Below are 21,536 nucleotides of genomic sequence, written 5' to 3'. Positions count from 1 at the left end.
CTTCGTGAGATTTCCCAATCAGCGTCTGACTCAGCTTTTCGCTGCGCTGCAAAATGAAACGCTGCCGCAGGATGAGCTGGCACGCCGCTTTTCCGTTTCAACGCGCACGGTGCGCACCGATATCACCGCACTGAACGCGCTGCTGGAACAGCACGGTGCACAGTTTGTGCTGGCGCGCGGCGCAGGATATCAACTCAAAATTGACGATGCGGCGCGCTTTGGCCGCTTACAGCAAGAGAGCGCCACGCCGCTGCGCGTGCCGCGTACCTCACAGGAGCGCGTGCGCTATCTGCTGACGCGTTTTCTGACGGCGGCGTATTCGATCAAGCTGGAAGACCTGTCGGAAGAGTGGTTTGTCAGCCGCGCCACGCTGCAAAGCGATATGGCGATCGTTCGCGAATGGCTGGGCCGCTATCACCTCAATATCGAAACCAAACCGCATTACGGCATGAAGCTGTTTGGCAGCGAGGCGGCGATCCGCACCTGCTTAACCGACCTGCTGTGGCAGATCGACCAGGAGACGCCGGACAGCCCGCTGCTGACGGTGGAAGCGCTGCACAGCGGCATTCTGGCCCAGCTTGAACCTTTGCTGCAACAGTGCTTTGCCCAGCATGCCATTCGCCTCAGCGATGAGGGCGATCGCTATCTGCAAATCTATTGCGCAGTGGCGGTGCGGCGCATCAGTGAAGGTTTCCCGCTTAACGATCCGGGTGCGGAAGATGTCGGCGATGAAGTGCGCGAGGCGGCGCACGACCTGATCAACCTGATGCGTCCGCTGGTCGGCAAACCGATTTCACAGGCGGAAGAGAACTGGCTGCGGGTCAACATCGCCGCGCGCCAGATTCAGGCGCTGGCACCCAGCACCATTAACGCCGACGACGCCGATGCGCTGGTCGATTACCTGCTGAACTACATCAACACCCATTACAACTATCGGCTGCAGCACGACGAACAGCTGCGCGCCGATCTGCTCACCCATATCAAAACCATGATCACGCGGGTGCGCTACCAAATTCACATCCCCAATCCGCTGTTAAGCAACATTAAGCAGCACTATCCAATGGCCTACGATGTGACGCTGGCGGCTGTTACCAGCTGGGGTAAATACACGCCTTACACCATCAGTGAGAACGAGATCGGCTTTCTGGTGCTGCACATCGGCGTCGGGTTAGAGAGGCATTACGACGTTGGCTATCAACGCCATCCGCAGGTGCTGCTGGTGTGCGACAGCGGCAACTCCACGCTGCGCATGATTGAGGCGCTGCTGCTGCGCAAATATCCGCAGCTGGTGGTCACGGCGCGACTGTCGCAGCGCGACTATGAACTGCGCGAGCATATTGATGAAGACTTTGTCATCTCCACCGCCCGATTGAGTGAGAAGAACAAGCCGATTGCGGTGATGTCGCCATTCCCAACCGAGTTCCAGCTGGAGCAGCTCGGCAAGCTGGTGCTGGTGGATCGCACGCGCCCTTACATGCTGGAGAAGTACTTCGACGCGCAGCACTTTATGGTGCTGGATAAGCCGATGGCGCAGTCGGATCTGTTCCGTCTGCTGTGCGATCAGTTGGAGAGCGAAGGTTTTGTCGATGCGGATTTTTATCCGTCGGTCGAGGAGCGTGAAGCAATTGTCAGCACCCTGCTCGGCGAAGGCATCGCGCTGCCACATTCACTGGGCTTGCTGGCGCAGAAAACAGTGGTCTACACGGTGCTGGCACCGCACGGCGTTAGCTGGGGCGAGGAAACGGCGTCGGTGATTTTCCTGCTGGCGATCAGCAAGAGTGAATACGAAGAGGCGATGGCGATTTACGATCTGTTCGTCACCTTCCTGCGCGAAAGAGCGATGACGCGGCTGCGCGATTGCGCGGATTTTGTCAGTTTTAAAGCGGTGGCGATCGATTGTTTGAGTCGGTTGTAGGGTTTGTGCGCGCTGTCCCCCATCCCGGCCTTCCCCCGCTTGCGGGGGAAGGAGATGCTGCCACATGCAGCTCCATCACTGGCATATGGCAGCATCTTCCTCCCAAATGCAGCTTCATCACTGACATGTGGCAGCATCTTCCTCCCCCATTTATGGGGGAGGACCGAGGTGGGGGACTGCGTGTGCACAATCTACCCGCGCTTCGCCAGCAACCTCGGAATCTCACGCAAACACCAGGCTTTGGCTTCGCCCATGCTGTCGCGGCGCCACGCCATAATAATATCCACTTCGCGCGTATACTCGGCGCTCACCACGCGTAAACGACCTTCGGCGATATCCTGCTCTACCATCGGATACGGCATGGTCGCCACACCCAAACCGGCCAGCAGCGCGCGGCGTTTATCATCCATGCTGCTTACCGTCAGACGCTGCTGCTTATCCAGCAACTGCACCGTCAACACCGGGCGCTCGCGCGCGGTGTCCGCCACCGCGATACCGCGATACTTCACGCGCGTCACTTCTGACAGCGGCTCAGCTTCCTGATGAATGGGATGATCCGGGCTGGCAACGTAGACGCTCATCGTGCTGTACAGCTTGCGGGTGTTGATTTCGGTTGAGGCGCGGAAGTGCATATCCGGGGCAATCACGATATCGGCGCGGCCCTGTTCCAGCCGCTCCCAGGCGCCGGCTAACACTTCCGTGATCAGCGAAATCTGCGTATTGGCTTTTTCTGACAGTTTCTCAACCAGCGGGAACAAACGCTCGGTAGGAACCAGCGCCTCGGCAACAATGGTGAGATGCGTTTCCCAACCGCGCGCCAGCGCTTCGGCATCGGTGGTGAGTTTATCGGCGGCTTCCAGCAGCACGCGGCCACGTTCCAGCAGCATGCGGCCCACGTTGGTGAACTTGGTGCGGTGGCCGGAGCGGTCAAACAGCACCACATCCAGCTCCTCTTCCAGCTTCTGCATGGTGTAACTCAGCGCGGAAGGGACGCGACCCAGTTCATCGGCCGCGGCGGCAAAGCTGCCACGACGGTCAATAGCATCCATCACACGTAAAGCTTCAAGGGTTAACGCGCGGTCTTTTGCCATGCCGATTCTCTGTCAGTAAATTTGAACATGCCAGGCAGATTAACTGGCTTACAATCCGGCGTCCAGACTTTTACCATGATCCCATCAAGCCTGCGGTCGAATCTCACCGCAGCGCGTCGGAGGATTATCATGATGACAACCCGCTGCGCGTCCGCATGTGGCCAGGCCGATTTCGGTTGGTTGCAGGCGCGCTACAGCTTCTCATTTGGCCACTATTTCGATCCAAAATTAATGGGCTACGCGTCACTGCGCGTGCTCAACCAGGAAATTCTGGCACCGGGCGCGGCGTTCCAGCCACGCAGCTATCCGCAGGTCGATGTGCTGAATCTGGTGCTGCAAGGTGAAGCCGAGTATCGCGACAGCGAAGGCAATCATCTGGTGGCACGCGAAGGCGAGGCGATGCTGCTCTCTGCGCGTCAGGGCGTGAATTATAGCGAAATCAACATCAGCAAAGATCGCCCGTTAACCCGCATGCAGCTGTGGCTGGCCGCCTGCCCGGAGCGTGAAAATCCGCTGTTGCAGAAGCGCGATTTGCCGCAGCAAACCAGCGTGCTGATCGCCTCGCCCGATGGCGCGCAGGGTAGCTTGCAACTGCGCCAGCAGGTTTGGGTGCATCAGGTGACGTTAGCGCCGGGCGAGCAGTACACGGTGAAATTGCACGGGCCGCGCGCTTATCTGCAATCGATCCATGGTTCTTTGGATGTGCAGGCCAGCAGTGCTAATCAGCACCCACTAAGCTGCGGCGACGGCGCGTTCCTCAGCGATGAGAGCCAGATTAGCCTGCAGGCCAGAACGCCGCTGCGCGCGCTGGTGATTGACCTTCCCGCCTAACCCTCACCCACAAAAAAGGGCGACCGAAGTCGCCCTGATACGTTGCGGTAACGCTTACTTGAGAATGGTGAAGGCGGTAGTCACGTGCTTCACACCGCTCACACGGCTGGCAACATCGGCCGCCGCTTTCGCTTCTTCTGCAGTGACCAGACCTAACAGGAACACTTCTCCGTTTTCGGTGGTCACTTTGACGTTCGAGGATTTCACCTGATCGCTGCCCAGCAGCTGCGAGCGGATTTTGGTGGTGATCCAGGTATCGGATGACGAGGTGCCAAGGCTGACTTTCTGTCCGCTACGGATTTCGTTATACACCTCGGTGGCACCGTCAACGCCCATGGCGATCTGTTTGGCACGGCTCGCCAGATCTGGGGTTGGCGACTGGCCGGTCAGCAGCACTTTGCCCTGATAGGCGGTGACAACCACGCGCGCCTGGTTTTTGATTTGTTCATCTTTGGCCAGTGCGTTCGATACGCGCAGCTCCAGCGTGCCGTCATCGACCTGCGTGCCCACGGTGCGCGGGTCAGTGGCGGTTTTGGTGGCGACGGCAGCGCCGCCGGCAACCACGGCAACACAGCCTTGCAGCAGCATGGCGGTTAAGAGAATGGCGACAGCGTTCAATGCTTTCATTTGAGCTCCTTCAGTCATTCCTGGTGTGGGAATAAAGTGTTATCAATCAAATCGCACAGGCAGTTCAGCGTCAACATGTGCATTTCCTGAATGCGCGCACTGCGATGTGATGGAATGCGAATTTCCACATCATGCGGACCGAGCAGGCCCGCCAGCTCACCGCCGTCGTGGCCGGTTAACGCAACGATGGTCATATCGCGGGTAACCGCAGCTTCAACCGCTTTGACGATATCGCGGGTGTTGCCACGGGTGGAAATGGCCAGCAGCACATCACCAGCCTGACCAAGCGCTCGAACCTGCTTGGCGTAAATTTCATCGTGCAGACGATCATTACCAATCGCCGTCAGCATCACATTATCTGCGCTCAGCGCCAGCGCAGGCAGGCTAGGGCGCTCCGTCTCGAAACGGTTAATCATGCTGGCGGCAAAATGCTGGGCATTCGCCGACGACGCACCGTTACCGCAGCTAAGGATTTTGTTACCGTTCAGCAGCGACTGCACCAGCGTCATCGCGGCGCGGGAAATCGCATCGGGCAGCGCTTCGGCAGCAGCGATTTGGGTCTGAATACTCTCGGTAAAACACGCTTTAATTCTGTCCTGCACAAGACCACCTGGTTCTATCCATCGGCATTAAAGGCATCGGGCAGCCACTCCAGCTCACGCCCGGTAATGGCAATGATGTCAAAACGGCAATTCACCGTATCAAAACTGCCGCCACGCGCCAGCAACCAGAGTGCGGCGGCACGCAGCAGCTTTTGTTGTTTCTGGCGCGTTACGCTGGCGGCGGCACCGCCGTAGCGCGCATCGCGTCGATAGCGCACTTCAACAAATACCCAGCAATCGGCGTCGCGCATAATCAGGTCAATTTCTCCGCTGCGACAGCGTACATTGCTGGCGAACCACTGCAGCCCGGCGCGCTCCAGATAGCGGCGCGCCAGTTGTTCCTGCTCAGCGCCAATGCGCTGGCGGTTTACTGCACCGGAACGATCTGTCCCTGACGATACTGGTTCCATGCCAACTTCCTGTTGATCACGCAATCCGTGTCGGCGTTCAGCTTGCCGGTGTTGCCATCAATGGCAAAGCCTGGCACCTGACGCATCTGGTTAAAGTGATTCGCCAGCGTCCAGGCATCAATGCCCATCGCGTAGAGGCGAACCAGCGAATAATCGTTGTTAAACGACTTCGCTGCCTGCTGCATCAGGCCCGGATTGCTGCCGGACAGCAGCGGGATATCGCTGAACTGCAGGCCATCCATCTCCAGACGGAAGTCAGGACCTGCGCCCGCCTGCGCACTGCGCGAACTGGCGTACAGCGCGGTGTTGTTGCGGCTGCTGGTACGCATCGCAATCATCGGCTTGATCAGCTGCAGCTCATCCTGGCTAGCGACAATGTACACCGCATCCACGTTACCGCTGCTGGCATCGGCCGCTGGTGCCGGTGCGCTGGTTTGCGGCGCAGGAATCGTCAGGCCAGCAATCGCCACGCTCTGCGATTGCGCAGGCTCAACGTTCAGCGGCGTGCCGCTTAACGCGATGCCGGCACCGCTGTTGATGCCTTGCTTCAGTTCGCCAACGCCGCCAAAACGCTGCTGCAGTACGGTTGAACCACCTAGCGTTTGCCACTCTTGCGCGAACGCTTTGCTAATACGGTCGCCATAGCTGCTGCGCGGCACCAGCAACAACGGCTGGCGTTTGCCTTGTTCGTAGATATGGTGCGCGGCATCGCGCGCTTCGTCTTCAGGAGAAAGCGCAAAGTAACAAATATTCGGATGGTTCTGGATCTGTTCGGGTTCGTTCAGCGCCAGCACGTTCAGCGGAGTGTTGCTATTAACGACGGTTTCAACGTCATTTTTTAGGAGCGGGCCGACCACCAGCGTAGCGCCATCTTGCTGAGCCTGCTGCATCACCTGCGCAATCGGCTGACTGCTGGTGTCATACACTTTTACCTGCGCATTGCTGTTGCCCTGTGCCGCGGCCGGTTGTGCGGCTGGCTGTGGCTGCTCGGTTTGCGGTGGTGTGTTACTGGCAACGGCGGGGCTGACAACGCTATTGGCGTCGGCTGGCGGCTGTGCGCTGGCATCGGCTGCAGCAGGCGCTGACGCGGCTTGCGGTGCCGGCGCGTTGAGCACGCCATTGCGCGCATCGTTGAAACCTTTTTGAATCGCGTTAGCAAACACCTGCGCCTGGCCGTTAAGCGGCAGCAGCAGCGCGATGGTGCTGGTCGACGCTTTAGTGAAGTTTTGCACCTGGCTGAGCTGCGTTGGCAGCGTCTTCGCGCCTGGGTTCTGCGGATAGCGCGTCTGCCAGTCCTGAATCGCCGCTTTCAACATTTGTGGATCCTGGCTGTTTGCACGCCAGGTATTCAGCAGATCCAACCAGCCTTGCAGCGTATTTTCGTCAGCATTGATCACCAGACTGTTGATCTGATCCTGCGTCATCTGCGTCAGCGTTTGCCAGGTTGCATCGATATTGCTTTGGTGATCGGCGCCTTTCAGCAGCGGCTCCTGCGCAATATAGGCACGCAGCAGTGGGAGTGAAGGGCGATTCTGCGCCGCTGCGATTTGCAACGCGTAGTAGCGCACCTGCTGATCCTGCGACAGGTCACCGACTTTCACCTGACCAAGCTGTTGTTGTGCACCGCTGTAATTCTGCTGACCAATCTGCATCTGCGCGCGCAGCAGCAGCAGTTCTTGCTGTTGCACATCGCTTAACTGCTGCGGCAGCTGATTAAGCTGATTCGCCGCTTGCGGATACTTTCCTTCCTTCAACAGGGCACGGATGGCAAGTAATTGCCAGTCGGTCTTGCTATCATCGCTGCTTTGCTGCACCTGTTGCAGATAATAGTCAGACCGGCCAGTCGCAGGACCCTGAATATTGACGTTAGAGGTTTGTTGCGGTCCCTGACCACTACAGGCGGCTAAAATCAGCCCAGCGAGAAGAACAGGTACTAAGCGTCCTGCTTTATGACGTACGACTTTTGAAGGAAGCATACTGTATCCAGTGATGTTTTTTTCAAGATGCTCAATATTAAATCGGCAATTCGGATGAAACAATGAAACAACTCGATCGGGCAGAGATTTCTGCCAGCACGCTCTATATCGTTCCTACCCCGATCGGTAACCTGGGTGATATCACTCAACGAGCGTTGACGGTGCTCTCAAGCGTCGATCTAGTCGCAGCGGAAGATACACGTCATACCGGGCTGTTGCTACAACATTTCGCCATCAATGCGCGACTCTTCGCACTTCACGACCACAACGAACAGCAGAAAGCTGAGGTGCTGCTAGCCAAGCTGCAAGAGGGCCAGAGCATCGCACTGGTCTCCGATGCCGGCACGCCGTTAATCAACGATCCCGGCTACCATTTGGTGCGTCGCTGCCGTGAAGCGGGCGTGCGCGTGGTGCCGTTGCCAGGCGCTTGCGCGGCGATTACAGCATTAAGCGCGGCGGGGTTACCGTCCGATCGTTTCTGTTACGAAGGGTTTCTACCAGCCAAAAGCAAAGGACGCTGCGATGTGTTGCGCGCGCTGGGTGAAGAGCCGCGTACGCTGATTTTCTATGAATCGACCCATCGCCTGATCGATAGCCTGCAAGATATGGTCAGCGTGTGGGGCGGCGAGCGCTATGTGGTGCTGGCGCGTGAGATCACCAAAACGTGGGAATCTATTCAGGGCGCGCCGGTCGGCGAACTGCTGGCGTGGGTGCTGGAAGATGAAAACCGTCGCAAAGGCGAAATGGTGCTGATCGTTGAAGGCCATAAAGCCGATGAAGAAGCGTTGCCAGCGGAGGCGCTGCGTACGTTGGCATTGCTGCAAAAAGAGCTGCCATTGAAGAAAGCCGCTGCGCTGACGGCGGAAATTCATGGTGTGAAGAAGAACGCGCTTTATAAGTACGCGCTGGAGCAGCAAGAGGCGTGACAAACGCTGACAGATCGCCTATTATCCCGCGCCGAAGCTGACTAGACAGTCGCCGCTTTGTCGTCGTCCTCTTTCGGGGGGAGACGGGCAAAGGGGAGGAAAGTCCGGGCTCCATAGGGCAGGGTGCCAGGTAACGCCTGGGGGGCGCAAGCCTACGACCAGTGCAACAGAGAGCAAACCGCCGATGGCCCAGTAATGGGATCAGGTAAGGGTGAAAGGGTGCGGTAAGAGCGCACCGCGCGGCTGGCAACAGTTCGTGGCACGGTAAACTCCACCCGGAGCAAGGCCAAATAGGGGTTCACAAGGTACGGCCCGTACTGAACCCGGGTAGGCTGCTTGAGCCAGTGAGCGATTGCTGGCCTAGATGAATGACTGTCCACGACAGAACCCGGCTTATCGGTCAGTTTCGACTTTTTTAAACACAAAACCCGCTTCGGCGGGTTTTGTGTTTTCTGGGGTTAGGTGCGCGCTGGCCCTCATCCTAACCTTCTCCCGCAGGCGGGAGAAGGGACCGATCGAGCGATACGCCAAATCGCAGCGGACTGTTCCCTCTCCCTCTGGGAGAGGGCTAGGGTGAGGGCATCAACCCGCACATAATTAATTAAACTCTCCCACGTAAAGAAATGAAAATCCCTGAAAACATTATTGCCGCTATGCCAGAATAAGCTCGTGTTTAACTACTGAGGACAAATTTAATCCACACTGACGAGAAGCAACAACGTGGATAAGTTGTAATTTTATGGACAAAATGTTTGCGCCAAATAAGGCTTCACTCTCTTCCTTCCTTTCTGTATCAAACTGCTCAATCTGCGATCAGCACTGGCGCTTCGCGCTTTAGTTCCGTTCTCTCCTATTCTGACTTTTTAATTTAACTTTGCTAACACGCTTATTTTCGCGTGGGTGGCGTTTATTTCTCGTTCAGGAGAGAAATCATGCTGTATTGGATTTTATTGGCGCTGGCGATCGCTGCGGAAATTATTGGCACCGTCTCAATGAAATGGGCCAGCGTAAACGGTGGCAACGCCGGCTATATTTTTATGCTGGTGATGATCGCGCTGTCTTATATTTGTTTATCCTTCGCCATCAAGCGGATTGCCCTTGGCGTAGCGTATGCCATGTGGGAAGGCATTGGCATTCTGTTTATTACGCTGTTTAGCGTGCTGTTGTTCGATGAAGTCTTATCCGCCGTCAAAGTCGCTGGCCTGCTGACGCTGATCCTCGGTATTGTGCTAATCAAATCAGGCACGTTGAGTCGTAAGGAGCTGCGCCATGGCAACGTTTAACGGGCTACATATCGCGTGGCTGGCGCTGGCCATTGGCCTGGAGATTGTCGCCAATATCTTCCTGAAATACTCCAACGGTTTCCGCCGTCCGCTGTTTGGTGTGTTATCGCTGGTGGCGGTGCTGGCAGCGTTCAGCGCGCTGGCGCAGGCGGTGAAAGGCATTGATTTAACGGTAGCCTACGCATTGTGGGGTGGGCTGGGATTGGTTGCCACCGTGGCGGCGGGCTGGATTCTGTTTGGTCAGCGGTTGAGTCGGGTTGGCTGGCTGGGCGTGGGATTGTTGTTGCTCGGTATGGTGCTGATTAAGTTCGCCTAAGGTTCCCTCTCCACTTGGGAGAGGGTAAGAGCATCAACCCCGGCCGTGTGGCTCATCCCAGTCAAATGCTGGGCCCAGCGAAATCACGCCGCTTGGGTTGATGGTTTTGTGGCTGCAATAGTAGTGATGGCGGATGTGCGGCAAATTGACCGTGTCGGCGATGCCCGGCATTTGATAGATGTCGCGCAGGAAGCCGTTCAGATTGCGGTAATCACTGATGCGGTGACGATCGCACTTGAAGTGGGTGACGTAGACCGGATCGAAGCGCACCAGCGTGGTCCACAAGCGTAAATCCGCTTCGGTCAGTTGGTCGCCTGTGAGATAACGGTGTTGGCCGAGAATCTGTTCGAGACGCGCTAACGAATGGAACAGCGCCGTTACCGATTCATCGTACGCCGCCTGCGAAGTGGCAAAACCGCTTTTATATACGCCATTGTTGACCGTGTCGTACACCCAGCTGTTCACTTCATCAATTTTGTCGCGCAGCGCCGCCGGATAATAGTCACCCGCACGGGCACCTTGCGCATCGAACGCGCTGTTAAGCATGCGCATGATGTCGGCGGATTCATTGCTGACGATGGTTTGCTGGGTTTTATCCCACAGCACCGGCACGGTCACGCGGCCGGAGTAGTGTGCATCGGCGTGCAGATAGATCTGATAAAGAAACTCTTTTTGATACAGCGCGTCGCCGGTGGCGTCAGGGAAACTGGCGTCAAAGGTCCAGCCGTTCTCCAGCATCAGCGGATGCACCACCGAAACTGAAATCATCTCTTCTAATCCCTTGAGCTTAAGCATCAACAGTGTGCGATGCGCCCACGGGCAGGCAAGCGAGACGTAAAGATGATAGCGGCCACGCTCAGCAGCGAAGCCCGCTTTGCCGGTTGGACCGGCGCTGCCATCGGCGGTAACCCAGTTGCGCCAGACGGCTTCTGTGCGTTTGAAGCGGCCACCGGTTGACTTCGTATCGTACCAGGTGTCGTGCCAGACACCATCAATCAGCTGTCCCATAAGCCCTCCATAATAAAAAGGGGCGAGGAAAATCCCCGCCCCTGATATTCAGTATATGTGTTCTCTACCGCTTGTGCTGCTTAGCGTGCGGTCGCTGGCTGAACGCGCTGACGAATCAGACGATCAATGCTGTAAGCGCCTGGACCTACCAGACCCAACACCAGGAAGCCACCGGCGATGGAGAGGTTTTTCATGAACATCAGCTGGTTAACACCTTCCGCGAAGTTGCTGTGGAACAGGAACGCGGTCAGCAGAGTAAAGCCAGCGGTGAACAGGGCGGTAAAGCGCGTCAGGAAACCGAACAGAATCGCCAGGCCGCCACCGAACTCCAGCAGAATAACCAGCGGCAGCAGGAAGCCTGGGACGCCCATCGCCTGCATGTATTGTGCGGTACCGGCGTAGCCAGTGATTTTGCCCCAGCCTGCGGTGATAAACAGAATGGTCATTAATACGCGTGCTACCAGCAGGCCTGAGTCTTCGAATTTTTTCATCATCTACTCCAACAAGGTTTTTGTTGCAGGTTGTTGGCCTGCGGGTTTTGAATCCCCTTGAACCGGTTGTTTCAGTTCAGTGGGCTGATGGAGGGAGATGATAATCGCAGGTTGAAAGAGTTGTAAGCGAGATAAACTGTCAATGTTATTCAGTAAATTTGAGGAGGGCGAAACCGAATCGACTAGATCCGGTTTTAGAGAGAGGAATTAGCGAGTATTCAGGGTTGATTTGATCATGCGCCAGGTGCTCCAGACGCCGAAACCACGTTTGGCCCAGCGCAGCAGGCGATTGGGGCTGCGAATCGACCAGATGGCCAATGCACTGCTGCCAATCGCCAGATAACGACGCATGCCAATGATGGTTAACCAGCCGCGATCGTATTGCGCGGTGCTGATCAGCCAGTCGCGGCTGTCGGCGCTGAGATCAAGCCGCTGCTGCTGCACCTGATTGAGCAATTCGTGAATGCGTGCTTCACGTTCGCGGCGGCTCATGAGCGATGCTCCTCCAGCAGTTTGCGATCGGTGTCCAGTTCTTTACGCGTATGGCGCAACAACGTTGACTGGCGCGATTTGTACAATGTCCACAAACCAAAGATCAGCGCCAGAGCAAATAGCACCGCTGTGGTAATGGCAATCGCCATTAGGCGATATTGTGCATCCACCGCCCAGATGATCAATACCATCAGGCTCATCAGACCGAAAGCGGTAAACAGCATGGTAAGGCCCACCATCATCAGCATCTGAATCAGGTTAGCCTTTTCCTCTTCCAGTTCCACAATCGCCAGTCGGACGCGCGTCTCGACCATGCTAACCAGCGTGGTAACGACCCGTTGACCGATGTTAAAGACCCCTTTGCCGGGGCCGTGGCTTTGCTGACTATCACTCATCATTAACGCCGTGAAATTAAAATGCCGATGAGAATACCTACCGCTGCACCAATACCTACGCCGTGCCACGGATTATCGCGTACGTATTCGTCGGCTTTTTCCGCCGCTTCACGCGTGGTTTGTGCAATACGTTCGCCGGAATCGCCGAGACGTTCACGGGAGCTTTCAATAGCGCCGCGCGCTTTATGACGCAACTTATCCAGCTCGCCTTTGGATTTATCTGCTGAGCTGCTCAGCACTTCTTCCAGAGTATCAGCCAGATTTTTCAATTCAGCGCGCAGATGTTCAGATGTTGTTTCTTTAGCCATGGAAATCTCCTTTTACAGCATTTAGTTAAGTCCGATTAATAAGGTTCAGCTTCAAGCTTTTTCAGTTCGTTCTGCGCCTCTTCCAGCTTACGTTCGCGCTTCTCAATTTTGTCCTTGTCGCCATCCTGACGCTCTTCTTTCAGCTCACGCTCACGTTCGGCGATTTTGTGCTTCTGATCAGCGATACGTTCACTGTGTGCGGATTTCAGCTTCTCATCGGTGCAGCCTGCGCGGACTTCGGTCAATGCGCGCTCCAGCCCGGTAACGCGGCGCTGGTTGTCGTGCTGTTTCGCCATATCGATCTCGCGCTGAATGTCCTGCTCTTTTTGTTGGCAGAGCGATTCAGCCGCCAGCAGCGAACCCGAGAGTGAAAAAAGAATAGCACCTAGCAGTAATTGATGTTTCATCAGGTTGTGACCTTCCATTGTTGATGACCTGTCTGAGAGTAGACAAGAGAGGCTTCCCAGCATGTCTTAGGCTTACGCTATCTCTAAGGATAGACAGCAGACGAAAAAATTCAAAGAAGACGCGGGGATAGCGGGGGATTAGCTCACCGCCTGACTTGACGTCAGGCGGTGAAATTTAGCTAAAAGTTGGGCGACTGGCGTCAGGATATTGCTGCGAGGCCTGCGGGCCAGCGGCAACAACAAAGCCTTGTGGCAACAGGCGCTTCAACACTTTCTGCGCCGCCAGGCTCTGTTCTTCATTCTCAAAATGAATCACCAGCGCATCGCCTGAAGGCGTAATACTTTTGATACGCACGCCCTGCGCGGAAAGTTGCTGATAGAGATAAAAACCATCGGGCAGATTGGTGCCGCTGTTGGCGACACGAATCTGCACCACGGTTTCATGCTGCATCAGGGTCGGAACGAAACAGATCGCCAGCAGCGCCAACGCGCCACCCAGCGCCCAAGGCAGGAAACGCCTTGGGAATCCACGGAATTTGATCATGACTGTGAATTCCCGTTACGCGTCGACTGACGTTTGCGCCAAATCACCACTAAAGAACCGACCAGACCAATCACCAGCAGCACCAGCGGCAGCAGCATCAGGCACAACATCAGTTCATCTTCGTAACGACGGAAAATCGGAGTTTTGCCCAGCGCGAAGCCCAGCACGGTAAGGATCAGCACCCACAGGAAGCCACTTACCCAGTTGAAGAACTGAAAGCGCGCATTACTCAGGCCAGAAAGCCCAGCGATGGTCGGGAGCAAGGTGCGGACGAAGGCAATAAAGCGACCCACCAGCAATGCTGACAAGCCATGGCGATGGAACAGTCGATGGGCGCGTTGATGATATTGCGCAGGCAGGTGCGATAACCATTTTTGCACGGTAGGCGTATTACCCAGCCAGCGGCCCTGAATGTAGCTTACCCAGCAGCCAAGGCTGGCACCGGTGGTCAGAATTAGCAGTGTCAGCGGGAAACCCATGGTGCCTTTAGCAATCAGCACACCCACCAGAATCAGTAAACTATCGCCGGGCAAAAACGCGGCGGGCAGGAGTCCATTTTCCAGAAACAGAATCATGAACAGCACGCCATAAATGGCCCAAACCAGCGTCGGGTCGGAGAGCATTTCGTAATCCTGCTGCCATAAGGCATGCAGCAATGCTTGCAAAATATCCATCAATCATTCCTGAACATCATTGTTAAACGTGCCCGTGAGGGGCTTAGGCGCAGACTGGCGTTGGTTATACATTTTAGATAAGCAGCCTGAGCAGGAGTTTCCGGATCCTTCCAGAATTGATTGTTAAATCAGCGACTTTATAAAAGCCCTGTCGCAAAGGGTAATAAAAGGGCGATAACTGTAACAAAAATAACGTTATCCAGACAGGGGAAAGTGCCTGCCGCACAGGAGTTTTACCTTTAGACGCAGGTGGTCCAAAGGAGCTTTACATGAGCTGACACTATTGCAGACTAACTGACTTTTTCGGCAACAAAACGGCTGAAAAATAAGCAGGATTAGCGTGGATTTTCGCTACCTTCAGGCAGGATGACCGGATTTTCAGCAAACATGTAACGGTCGACGTTAAACTCAAAATCGTCGGTGGTGGCGTTAAACAGCATCTGCTTAGTGTTTTCCAGATGTTGCCACATTGCTAGCTTACTGGCGGCGGGATCCTTGCGGATTAGAGCTTTGAGGATCTGGTCGTGATCGTCACACCAGCTAGTGATATTTTTGGCATCAATGTGTTCGTGCAGCTTTAGCCAGTAAGGATTGTGCAGACGATGTAGCCACATCTTCTCGACAATCGCCGCTAAAGCGCTGTTCTGCGTTGATTGCGCGATGCGCACGTGAAACTCCATATCCCACGCAGAATCGCGCGAATGATCTTCCTGACGCGCTTTCTCCTGAATCGCCATTAATGCCACGATGTCCTGACGCGTTACCTGCGTGGCGGCAAATTCAGCCACGTTGCTTTCAATCAGCTGGCGCGCCTGTAATAACTCGAAGGGGCCGAAATTGGCAAACTCCAGCTGGCTGGACGTCACCACACGGTTCTGCTGCTGGCTGCTGATGACGTGAATGCCGGAACCTTTGCGCACCTCCACGTAACCTTCCACTTCCAGCATGATGATCGCTTCACGCACCACGGTACGGCTCACCTGCATCTCCTCCGCAATCAGACGTTCAGCAGGCAGCTTGTCGCCAACCCGGTAATCGGCGGCTTCAATGCGGCGTTTGAGTTCGCTGGCGAGCTGTTGATAGAGGCGTCGTGATTCGGTCAGGTCCATTGCGCGGTCCGCTGTGGGAGAAAGTTGAGTTGTTATACCACTTCAGCCGCACAGAGGAAATGGGCTGGCCGATGCCAGCCCGATGAGCTTAGGTGCGTACCGCAGCGGACTGCACCGCTGACCGATCGTCGAGTTCAGAAACCGGCTGGTTTTTCAGGACCGTCCAGATAACCACCGCGCCTAACAGATCAAACACCGCCAGCGCCGCGAACAGCGGGCTGAAGCCCAGCGTATCGGCCAGCGCTCCGACCACCAACGCAAACATGGTGCTCGCCGTCCAGGCCGCCATGCCGGTTAAGCCGTTAGCGGTAGCCACTTCGTTACGGCCAAACACATCCGAAGAGAGTGTGATCAGCGCGCCAGAAAGCGCCTGATGGGCAAACCCGCCGACGCACAGCAGCCCAATCGCGACATACGGACTGGTGAACAAACCGATGGTGCCTGGCGCAATCATCAACACCGCGCCCATGGTGACCACCAGTTTGCGCGAGACGATAAGATTGACGCCAAACCAGCGCTGGAACAGCGGCGGCAAGTAGCCACCGACAATACAGCCGAGATCGGCGAACAGCATCGGCATCCAGGCAAACATGGCGATCTCTTTCAGGTTGAAGCCGTATACCTTGAACATAAATAGCGGAATCCACGCGTTGAAGGTTCCCCACGCCGGTTCGGCGAGGAAACGCGGCAGCGCAATGCCCCAGAACTGACGATTGCGCAGGATCTGGCGCGCCGACATCTTCTTGTTATTACCGGTTTGATGCTGCAGTTCCTGGCCGGCAATGATGTAGTGACGCTCCTCATCACTCAGCTTGGTTTGCTGTTTGGGATGTTTGTAAAACACCAGCCAGCAGATGGCCCACACCATGCTCAGCACGCCGGTAATAATGAACGCCATTTGCCAGCTGTGCGCCACAATCGCCCACACCACCAGCGGCGGGGCCAGCATCGCGCCAATCGACGATCCCACATTGAAATAGCCCACCGCCACCGAACGTTCTTTGGCGGGGAACCATTCGCTACTGGCTTTCAGGCCTGCCGGAATCATCGCTGCTTCGGCGGCGCCAACCGCACCGCGCGCCAGCGCAAAGCCGCTCCAGCTGCCCGCCATCGCGGTTGCGGCACAGAAGATCGCCCACAGCACGGCAAACACCGCATAACCGATTTTGGTGCCGAGCATGTCCAGCACATAACCGGCCACCGGCTGCATGATGGTGTAGCACGCCGAGTAGGCGGCGACGATATAGGAATATTGTTGCGTGGTGATACCCAACTGCGTTTCCAGCGTGGGCGCCGCAACGGCAATGGTGTTGCGCGTCAGGTAGCCGAGCACCGTGCCCAGCGTCACCAGCCCAATCATGTACCAGCGTAGCCCTTTGATCTTACGCATTATTAACCTCGTCCAGTCTGTCGTTGCGGTTTTACCGCTGTAGTTATCTGGAGCGGGAAGATGTGAACAGTGCTGATCACTCCCGCAGTTCCTTGCCTGTGCCATTAATCCCGTTAGCAACGGAGCGAGAGGTTAACTTGTTATACAGCTTCAAAAGTTGAATGCCATCACATAAACCTTGCGGCTCATGTGTGTAAGGACGAAAGATCGTTAAAACAGCCATTTAGCGCAATGTCCGCAACAGAATCGTCCATATACCCACAGTGAAACTGTCATTATTGTGAGTCGGATCGCAAACAATTTTGCCGTTCGTCTAAATTGGTATGATAACTTTTAGTTAAAAGCCACCTGGCTACAAAATGAGGAAGCAGGTATGTCGCGTTTTATGAGTGAGGATTTTCTACTCGACACCGAGTTCGCCCGTCGTCTGTACCATGACTACGCCAAAGACCAGCCGATTTTCGACTATCACTGTCACTTGCCGCCGCATCAGATTGCCGATAATTACCGCTTCACCAACCTCTATGACATCTGGCTGAAAGGCGATCACTACAAATGGCGTGCGATGCGCGCTAACGGCGTGCCGGAAGCGTTGTGTACCGGCGATGCCAGCGACCGTGAGAAATTTAATGCCTGGGCGCGCACCGTGCCGCATACCATCGGCAATCCGCTCTATCACTGGACGCACCTCGAATTACGCCGACCTTTTGGCATTACCGATGTGCTGTTGAACGAACAGAGCGCGGAACGTATCTGGCAGCAGTGCAATGAACTGCTGGCGCAGGACGCCTTCAGCGCGCGCGGCATCATGCAGCAGATGAAGGTGAAAATGGTCGGCACCACCGACGATCCGCTCGACGACTTGCAGCATCACCGTAAGCTGGCGCAGGACAGCAGCTTTGACGTCAAAGTACTGCCGAGCTGGCGTCCGGACAAAGCTTTCAATATTGAGCTGGAGAGCTTCCTGCCATGGATTCAGCGCTTAGAGCAGGTGGCGGATGTCAGCGTGCTGCGCTTTGACGATCTGCGTCGCGCCTTAAGCCAGCGACTCGATCACTTCGCTGCGCATGGCTGCAAAATCTCTGATCACGCGTTGGATGTGGTGCTGTTTGCGGAAGCGGATGACGCCACGCTCGACGGCATTCTGGCGCGTCGACTGCAAGGCGCAGCGCCTTCCGCCGAAGAGACGGCTCAATTCAAAACCGCCGTGCTGGTGTGGCTCGGCAGCGAATATGCGCGCCGTGGCTGGGCGCAGCAATATCACATTGGTGCGCTGCGCAACGCCAATCGTCGCCAGTTTGATATCCTCGGCCCGGATGTTGGCTTCGATTCGATTAATGATGCGCCGCTGGCGATTCCGCTGGCGCGCCTGTTGGATGCGCAGAACCGCAACAACGCGCTGCCAAAAACCATCCTTTACTGCCTCAACCCGCGCGATAACGAAGTGCTGGCAACTATGGCGGGCAATTTCCAGGGTGAAGGCGAACCGGGCAAGATGCAATTTGGCTCGGCGTGGTGGTTCAACGATCAATTGGATGGCATGCAGCGCCAGATGACACAGCTGGCGCAAATCGGCCTGCTGAGCCGCTTTGTCGGCATGCTGACCGACAGCCGCAGCTTCCTCTCCTACACGCGCCACGAATATTTCCGTCGTCTGTTGTGCCAGATGATCGGCAATTGGGTGGAGCGGGGCGAAGCGCCTGCCGACGAAGCGTTGTTAGGGCAGATGGTACAGAACATCAGTTTCACCAATGCGCGCGATTACTTCGGCATTGAGCTGGGAGCCTGATGATGCAGCGACTCAACCGTCACGATTTTCCCGGCGCGCACTATAGCGAGCGCGTTATCCAGTTTGGTGAAGGCAATTTCCTGCGCGCCTTCATCGACTGGCAACTCGACTGGCTTAATCAACATCAAGACACCGATGCGGGCGTGGTGGTGGTGCGGCCGCGCAATCGCGTGGTGGAAGAGACACTCAATCAGCAAGATGGCTTGTACACCACGCTGATTCGCGGGCTAAACACGGCGGGCGAGCAGGTGAGTGAACCCCGCCTGATCCGCAGCGTGAATCGTGAAATCCAGCCGTATCAACAGGTTGACGAATTTCTTGCGCTGGCACGCGCGCCACAAATGCGTTTTGTCTTCTCCAATACCACGGAAGCGGGCATTGCCTTCGCAGAGCAGGATCGGCTGGACGATACGCCCGCCTCGTCCTTCCCCGGCAAGCTGACGCAGCTGCTGTGGGCGCGCTTCAACCATTTTGCCGGCGCCAGTGATAAAGGCTGGCTGGTGGTGCCCTGTGAACTGATCGATTACAACGGCGCCACGCTGCGTGAGCTGGTGCTGCGCTACAGCCAGCATTGGCAGCTGCCGCCGGCGTTTGCCCGCTGGGTACAGGATCACTGCGCGTTCTACAACACGCTGGTGGATCGTATTGTCACCGGTTATCCGGCGGATAGCGCGGCGATCGAAGCTTCATTGGGCTACGAAGATCGTTATCTGGTGGCGGGCGAAGTCTATTACCAGTTTGTGATTCAGGGGCCGGACGCACTGGCGCAGGAGCTGCAGCTGCACGCGCTGGCGCCAGAAGTGAAGCTGGTGGACGACATCACGCCGTACAAAGCGCAAAAGGTAGCGATCCTCAACGGCGCACACACCGCGCTGGTGCCGGTGGCGTTTCAGGCCGGGCTGGAGAGCGTGGGAGAAGCGATGGATGACGCGCAGATGGCCGGTTTTGTCGATGCGCTGCTGCGCGAAGAGGTGATCCCCACGCTGGATCTGCCGCGCGATGAGCTGCACGCCTTTGCCGACGCGGTGCAGCGTCGCTTCCGCAATCCCTTTATTCGCCATGCGTTGCTCTCCATCGCTCTCAACGGTATGACCAAATTCCGCACCCGTTTGCTGCCGCAACTGCTGATGTCGCAGCAGCAAAACGGGCAATGGCCGGTGCGCCTGACTTTCTCCTTTGCCGCACTGCTGGCCTTTTATCGCGGTGCAGAGGGCGAGCGTCACTGGCCGCTGCAGGACGACGATCACTGGCTGCAGCGTTTTGCTGAACTGTGGCCAGCGGTAAATAACGATCAACAGACTCCAGAACAGTTGGTGCGCGCGGTACTCAGCGATGCCAATCACTGGGGCGAAGATCTCACGCAGCGGCCCGGATTAGTCGCTGCGGTCAGCCAGCACCTGCAAAACATCATCGTCCACGGGATGCGGACGGCGTTGACACAACTGAGATAACGCTATGCAAGATGCCATTAGAATACATTCACGCGACAACGTTGCTGTGGCGTTGCGCGATTTACCAGCCAATACCCAGGTCGAAATCAATCAACAGACGATCACCTTGCAGCAGGAGGTTGGGCGCGGCCATAAATTTGCGCTGCAGCCTTTAATCACTGACGCGCTGGTGATCAAATACGGTTTGCCGATCGCGCACGCCACTCAGCCGATTGCGGCCGGCGAGATCATCCACTCCAGTAATGCGCGCACCAATTTGAGCGACGTGGATGAGTACGACTATCAACCCGATTTTCTCGAATTGCCGCCGCAAGCAGGCGACCGTGACGTGCAGATCTATCGCCGCGCCAGCGGTGAAGTGGGCATCCGTAATGAGTTATGGATTCTGCCCACCGTCGGCTGTGTTAACGGCATCGCACGGCAAATCCTGACGCGCTTTATGAAAGAGACCAATGACGCTGAAGGCATTGATGGCGTGCATCTGTTCAGCCATCCGTTTGGCTGTTCGCAGCTTGGACAGGATCATGAAAACACCCGCACCATGCTGCAAAATATGGTGCGCCATCCCAATGCCGGCGCGGTGCTGGTGATTGGCCTCGGCTGCGAGAACAATCAGGTCGATGTGTTCCGTGAAACGCTTGGTGGTTTCGATAGCGATCGCGTGCAGTTCATGGAGTGTCAGAAGCAGGATGATGAAGTGGAAGCGGGGCTGGAACGCCTGCACGAACTCTATCGCGCCATGCGCGAAGATCAGCGTCAACCGGGCAAACTTAGCGAGCTGAAGTTTGGTCTGGAGTGCGGCGGTTCGGATGGTTTTTCCGGCATCACCGCCAATCCCATGCTGGGCTGTTTCTCCGACCAGATGATTGCCAACGGCGGCACCACCGTGCTGACCGAAGTGCCAGAGATGTTTGGCGCGGAGCGTATCCTGATGAGTCGCTGCCGCGATGAAGCCACCTTTGAAAAAACTGTGGCGATGATTAACGACTTCAAGCGCTACTTTATCGATCACCAGCAGCCGATCTACGAGAATCCCTCACCCGGTAACAAAGCCGGCGGCATCACTACGCTGGAAGAGAAGTCGCTTGGCTGCACGCAGAAGGCCGGACAAAGCCAGGTGGTGGATGTGCTGAAGTACGGTGAGCGCTTGCATACGCCGGGACTCAATCTGTTAAGTGCGCCTGGCAACGATGCGGTCGCTACTAGCGCGCTGGCGGGTGCGGGCTGTCATATGGTGCTGTTCACCACCGGACGCGGCACGCCGTATGGCGGTTTTGTGCCGACGGTGAAAATCGCCACCAATACGCAGCTCGCCGAGAAGAAGCCGCACTGGATCGATTTTAATGCCGGACGTTTGATTGAAGGGATGAGTATGGCGGAGATGCTGGAGGACTTCGTCGATATGATTGTGGCGATTGCCAATGGCCAACCGGCGCGCAATGAAACCAATGATTTCCGCGAGTTAGCCATCTTTAAAAGCGGAGTGACGTTGTAGAACCAG

23 protein-coding genes and 1 other RNA gene are annotated in these 21,536 nt (G+C 56.2%); 9 read left to right on the top strand and 15 right to left on the bottom strand.

The features are described 5' to 3' along the window. Window positions 1–4 precede the first annotated feature (4 nt). Complete coding sequence (locus tag AC6I8A_RS17105) at window positions 5–1,915, top strand: BglG family transcription antiterminator (protein ID WP_265298717.1); 1,911 nt, start codon at window positions 5–7, stop codon at window positions 1,913–1,915. A gap of 191 nt (window positions 1,916–2,106) precedes the next feature. On the opposite strand, the gene AC6I8A_RS17100 is transcribed toward AC6I8A_RS17105, so the two are convergent. After that, window positions 2,107–3,006 carry a LysR family transcriptional regulator gene (locus tag AC6I8A_RS17100; protein ID WP_479486262.1) on the bottom strand — a complete coding sequence of 300 codons (900 nt, stop codon included), beginning with the start codon at window positions 3,004–3,006 and terminating at the stop codon, window positions 2,107–2,109. A gap of 129 nt (window positions 3,007–3,135) precedes the next feature. Here AC6I8A_RS17100 and AC6I8A_RS17095 point away from each other — a divergent pair, with 129 nt between their 5' ends. Continuing rightward, entirely contained in the window at window positions 3,136–3,837 is a 702-nt protein-coding gene (locus AC6I8A_RS17095; RefSeq protein WP_497818822.1) for a pirin family protein, read from the top strand. Window positions 3,838–3,891: 54 nt separating this feature from the next. On the opposite strand, the gene dolP is transcribed toward AC6I8A_RS17095, so the two are convergent. The 4 genes from dolP to AC6I8A_RS17075 are packed head-to-tail and all read right to left on the bottom strand — an operon-like array spanning window position 3,892 to window position 7,452. Further along, entirely contained in the window at window positions 3,892–4,464 is a 573-nt protein-coding gene (gene dolP / locus AC6I8A_RS17090; RefSeq protein ID WP_008103536.1) for a division/outer membrane stress-associated lipid-binding lipoprotein, read from the bottom strand. A gap of 14 nt (window positions 4,465–4,478) precedes the next feature. Then, window positions 4,479–5,066, bottom strand: a complete 588-nt coding sequence (diaA, locus tag AC6I8A_RS17085) for a DnaA initiator-associating protein DiaA (protein ID WP_007890352.1) — start codon at window positions 5,064–5,066, stop codon at window positions 4,479–4,481. Window positions 5,067–5,080: 14 nt separating this feature from the next. Continuing rightward, entirely contained in the window at window positions 5,081–5,476 is a 396-nt protein-coding gene (locus AC6I8A_RS17080) for a YraN family protein (protein ID WP_008103534.1), read from the bottom strand. Beyond that, complete coding sequence (locus tag AC6I8A_RS17075) at window positions 5,434–7,452, bottom strand: penicillin-binding protein activator (protein ID WP_497818821.1); 2,019 nt, start codon at window positions 7,450–7,452, stop codon at window positions 5,434–5,436. The genes AC6I8A_RS17080 and AC6I8A_RS17075 overlap by 43 nt, the downstream gene beginning before the upstream one ends. Before the next feature lie 62 nt (window positions 7,453–7,514). Here AC6I8A_RS17075 and rsmI point away from each other — a divergent pair, with 62 nt between their 5' ends. From rsmI to mdtI, 4 genes are all read left to right on the top strand, one after another. Next, the gene (gene rsmI, locus AC6I8A_RS17070) at window positions 7,515–8,378 is read left to right on the top strand and encodes a 16S rRNA (cytidine(1402)-2'-O)-methyltransferase (RefSeq protein ID WP_154154988.1); all 864 of its coding nucleotides are present in this window, start codon (window positions 7,515–7,517) and stop codon (window positions 8,376–8,378) included. A gap of 33 nt (window positions 8,379–8,411) precedes the next feature. Then, window positions 8,412–8,790: RNase P RNA component class A (gene rnpB, locus AC6I8A_RS17065), an RNA gene on the top strand. Window positions 8,791–9,310: 520 nt separating this feature from the next. Then, entirely contained in the window at window positions 9,311–9,661 is a 351-nt protein-coding gene (gene mdtJ, locus AC6I8A_RS17060; protein ID WP_497818820.1) for a multidrug/spermidine efflux SMR transporter subunit MdtJ, read from the top strand. Next, window positions 9,648–9,977, top strand: a complete 330-nt coding sequence (gene mdtI / locus AC6I8A_RS17055; RefSeq protein WP_265298735.1) for a multidrug/spermidine efflux SMR transporter subunit MdtI — start codon at window positions 9,648–9,650, stop codon at window positions 9,975–9,977. The genes mdtJ and mdtI overlap by 14 nt, the downstream gene beginning before the upstream one ends. Before the next feature lie 33 nt (window positions 9,978–10,010). Here mdtI and AC6I8A_RS17050 read toward each other — a convergent pair whose 3' ends face one another. The 10 genes from AC6I8A_RS17050 to AC6I8A_RS17005 form a co-directional block, all read right to left on the bottom strand. Further along, window positions 10,011–10,985 (bottom strand): glutathione S-transferase family protein, encoded by a 975-nt coding sequence (locus AC6I8A_RS17050; protein ID WP_497818819.1) that lies wholly within the window; start codon window positions 10,983–10,985, stop codon window positions 10,011–10,013. Between the two features lie 80 nt (window positions 10,986–11,065). Further along, the gene (locus AC6I8A_RS17045; RefSeq protein WP_008103518.1) at window positions 11,066–11,476 is read right to left on the bottom strand and encodes a DoxX family protein; all 411 of its coding nucleotides are present in this window, start codon (window positions 11,474–11,476) and stop codon (window positions 11,066–11,068) included. Between the two features lie 207 nt (window positions 11,477–11,683). Beyond that, entirely contained in the window at window positions 11,684–11,968 is a 285-nt protein-coding gene (locus AC6I8A_RS17040; RefSeq protein ID WP_256697554.1) for a YqjK-like family protein, read from the bottom strand. Beyond that, complete coding sequence (locus AC6I8A_RS17035) at window positions 11,965–12,363, bottom strand: phage holin family protein (RefSeq protein WP_192236531.1); 399 nt, start codon at window positions 12,361–12,363, stop codon at window positions 11,965–11,967. The genes AC6I8A_RS17040 and AC6I8A_RS17035 overlap by 4 nt, the downstream gene beginning before the upstream one ends. Before the next feature lie 2 nt (window positions 12,364–12,365). Then, window positions 12,366–12,671, bottom strand: a complete 306-nt coding sequence (locus AC6I8A_RS17030; protein WP_007890363.1) for an ElaB/YgaM/YqjD family protein — start codon at window positions 12,669–12,671, stop codon at window positions 12,366–12,368. Between the two features lie 35 nt (window positions 12,672–12,706). Next, window positions 12,707–13,078 (bottom strand): DUF1090 domain-containing protein, encoded by a 372-nt coding sequence (locus tag AC6I8A_RS17025; RefSeq protein WP_312179049.1) that lies wholly within the window; start codon window positions 13,076–13,078, stop codon window positions 12,707–12,709. Window positions 13,079–13,253: 175 nt separating this feature from the next. Beyond that, window positions 13,254–13,622: an EnvZ/OmpR regulon moderator MzrA gene (gene mzrA / locus AC6I8A_RS17020; RefSeq protein WP_256697553.1), complete on the bottom strand. Its 369-nt coding sequence runs from the start codon at window positions 13,620–13,622 to the stop codon at window positions 13,254–13,256. Beyond that, the gene (locus AC6I8A_RS17015; RefSeq protein ID WP_008103505.1) at window positions 13,619–14,296 is read right to left on the bottom strand and encodes a DedA family protein; all 678 of its coding nucleotides are present in this window, start codon (window positions 14,294–14,296) and stop codon (window positions 13,619–13,621) included. Before AC6I8A_RS17015 ends, mzrA begins: the two co-directional genes overlap by 4 nt. Before the next feature lie 335 nt (window positions 14,297–14,631). Continuing rightward, window positions 14,632–15,405, bottom strand: a complete 774-nt coding sequence (gene exuR / locus AC6I8A_RS17010; RefSeq protein WP_008103503.1) for a transcriptional regulator ExuR — start codon at window positions 15,403–15,405, stop codon at window positions 14,632–14,634. A gap of 88 nt (window positions 15,406–15,493) precedes the next feature. Next, a complete protein-coding gene (locus tag AC6I8A_RS17005) occupies window positions 15,494–16,795 on the bottom strand; it encodes an MFS transporter (RefSeq protein WP_497818818.1) in 1,302 nt (433 codons plus the stop codon). 373 nt (window positions 16,796–17,168) lie between these two features. Between AC6I8A_RS17005 and uxaC the strand changes: the two genes are divergently transcribed. From uxaC to AC6I8A_RS16990, 3 genes are read left to right on the top strand one after another with little or no spacing between them, the layout of a single operon-like run. Then, window positions 17,169–18,584, top strand: a complete 1,416-nt coding sequence (uxaC, locus tag AC6I8A_RS17000) for a glucuronate isomerase (protein ID WP_497818817.1) — start codon at window positions 17,169–17,171, stop codon at window positions 18,582–18,584. A gap of 2 nt (window positions 18,585–18,586) precedes the next feature. Continuing rightward, window positions 18,587–20,035, top strand: a complete 1,449-nt coding sequence (locus tag AC6I8A_RS16995; RefSeq protein ID WP_497818964.1) for a tagaturonate reductase — start codon at window positions 18,587–18,589, stop codon at window positions 20,033–20,035. 4 nt (window positions 20,036–20,039) lie between these two features. Next, window positions 20,040–21,530, top strand: a complete 1,491-nt coding sequence (locus AC6I8A_RS16990; protein ID WP_312179055.1) for a UxaA family hydrolase — start codon at window positions 20,040–20,042, stop codon at window positions 21,528–21,530. The last annotated feature ends 6 nt before the right edge of the window (window positions 21,531–21,536 follow it).

The organism is Pantoea sp. X-Soil-ISGK-275 (assembly GCF_059730795.1).
The sequence above is the reverse complement of the archived record's forward strand: the minus strand, read 5'-3'. Positions and strand labels throughout refer to the sequence as shown.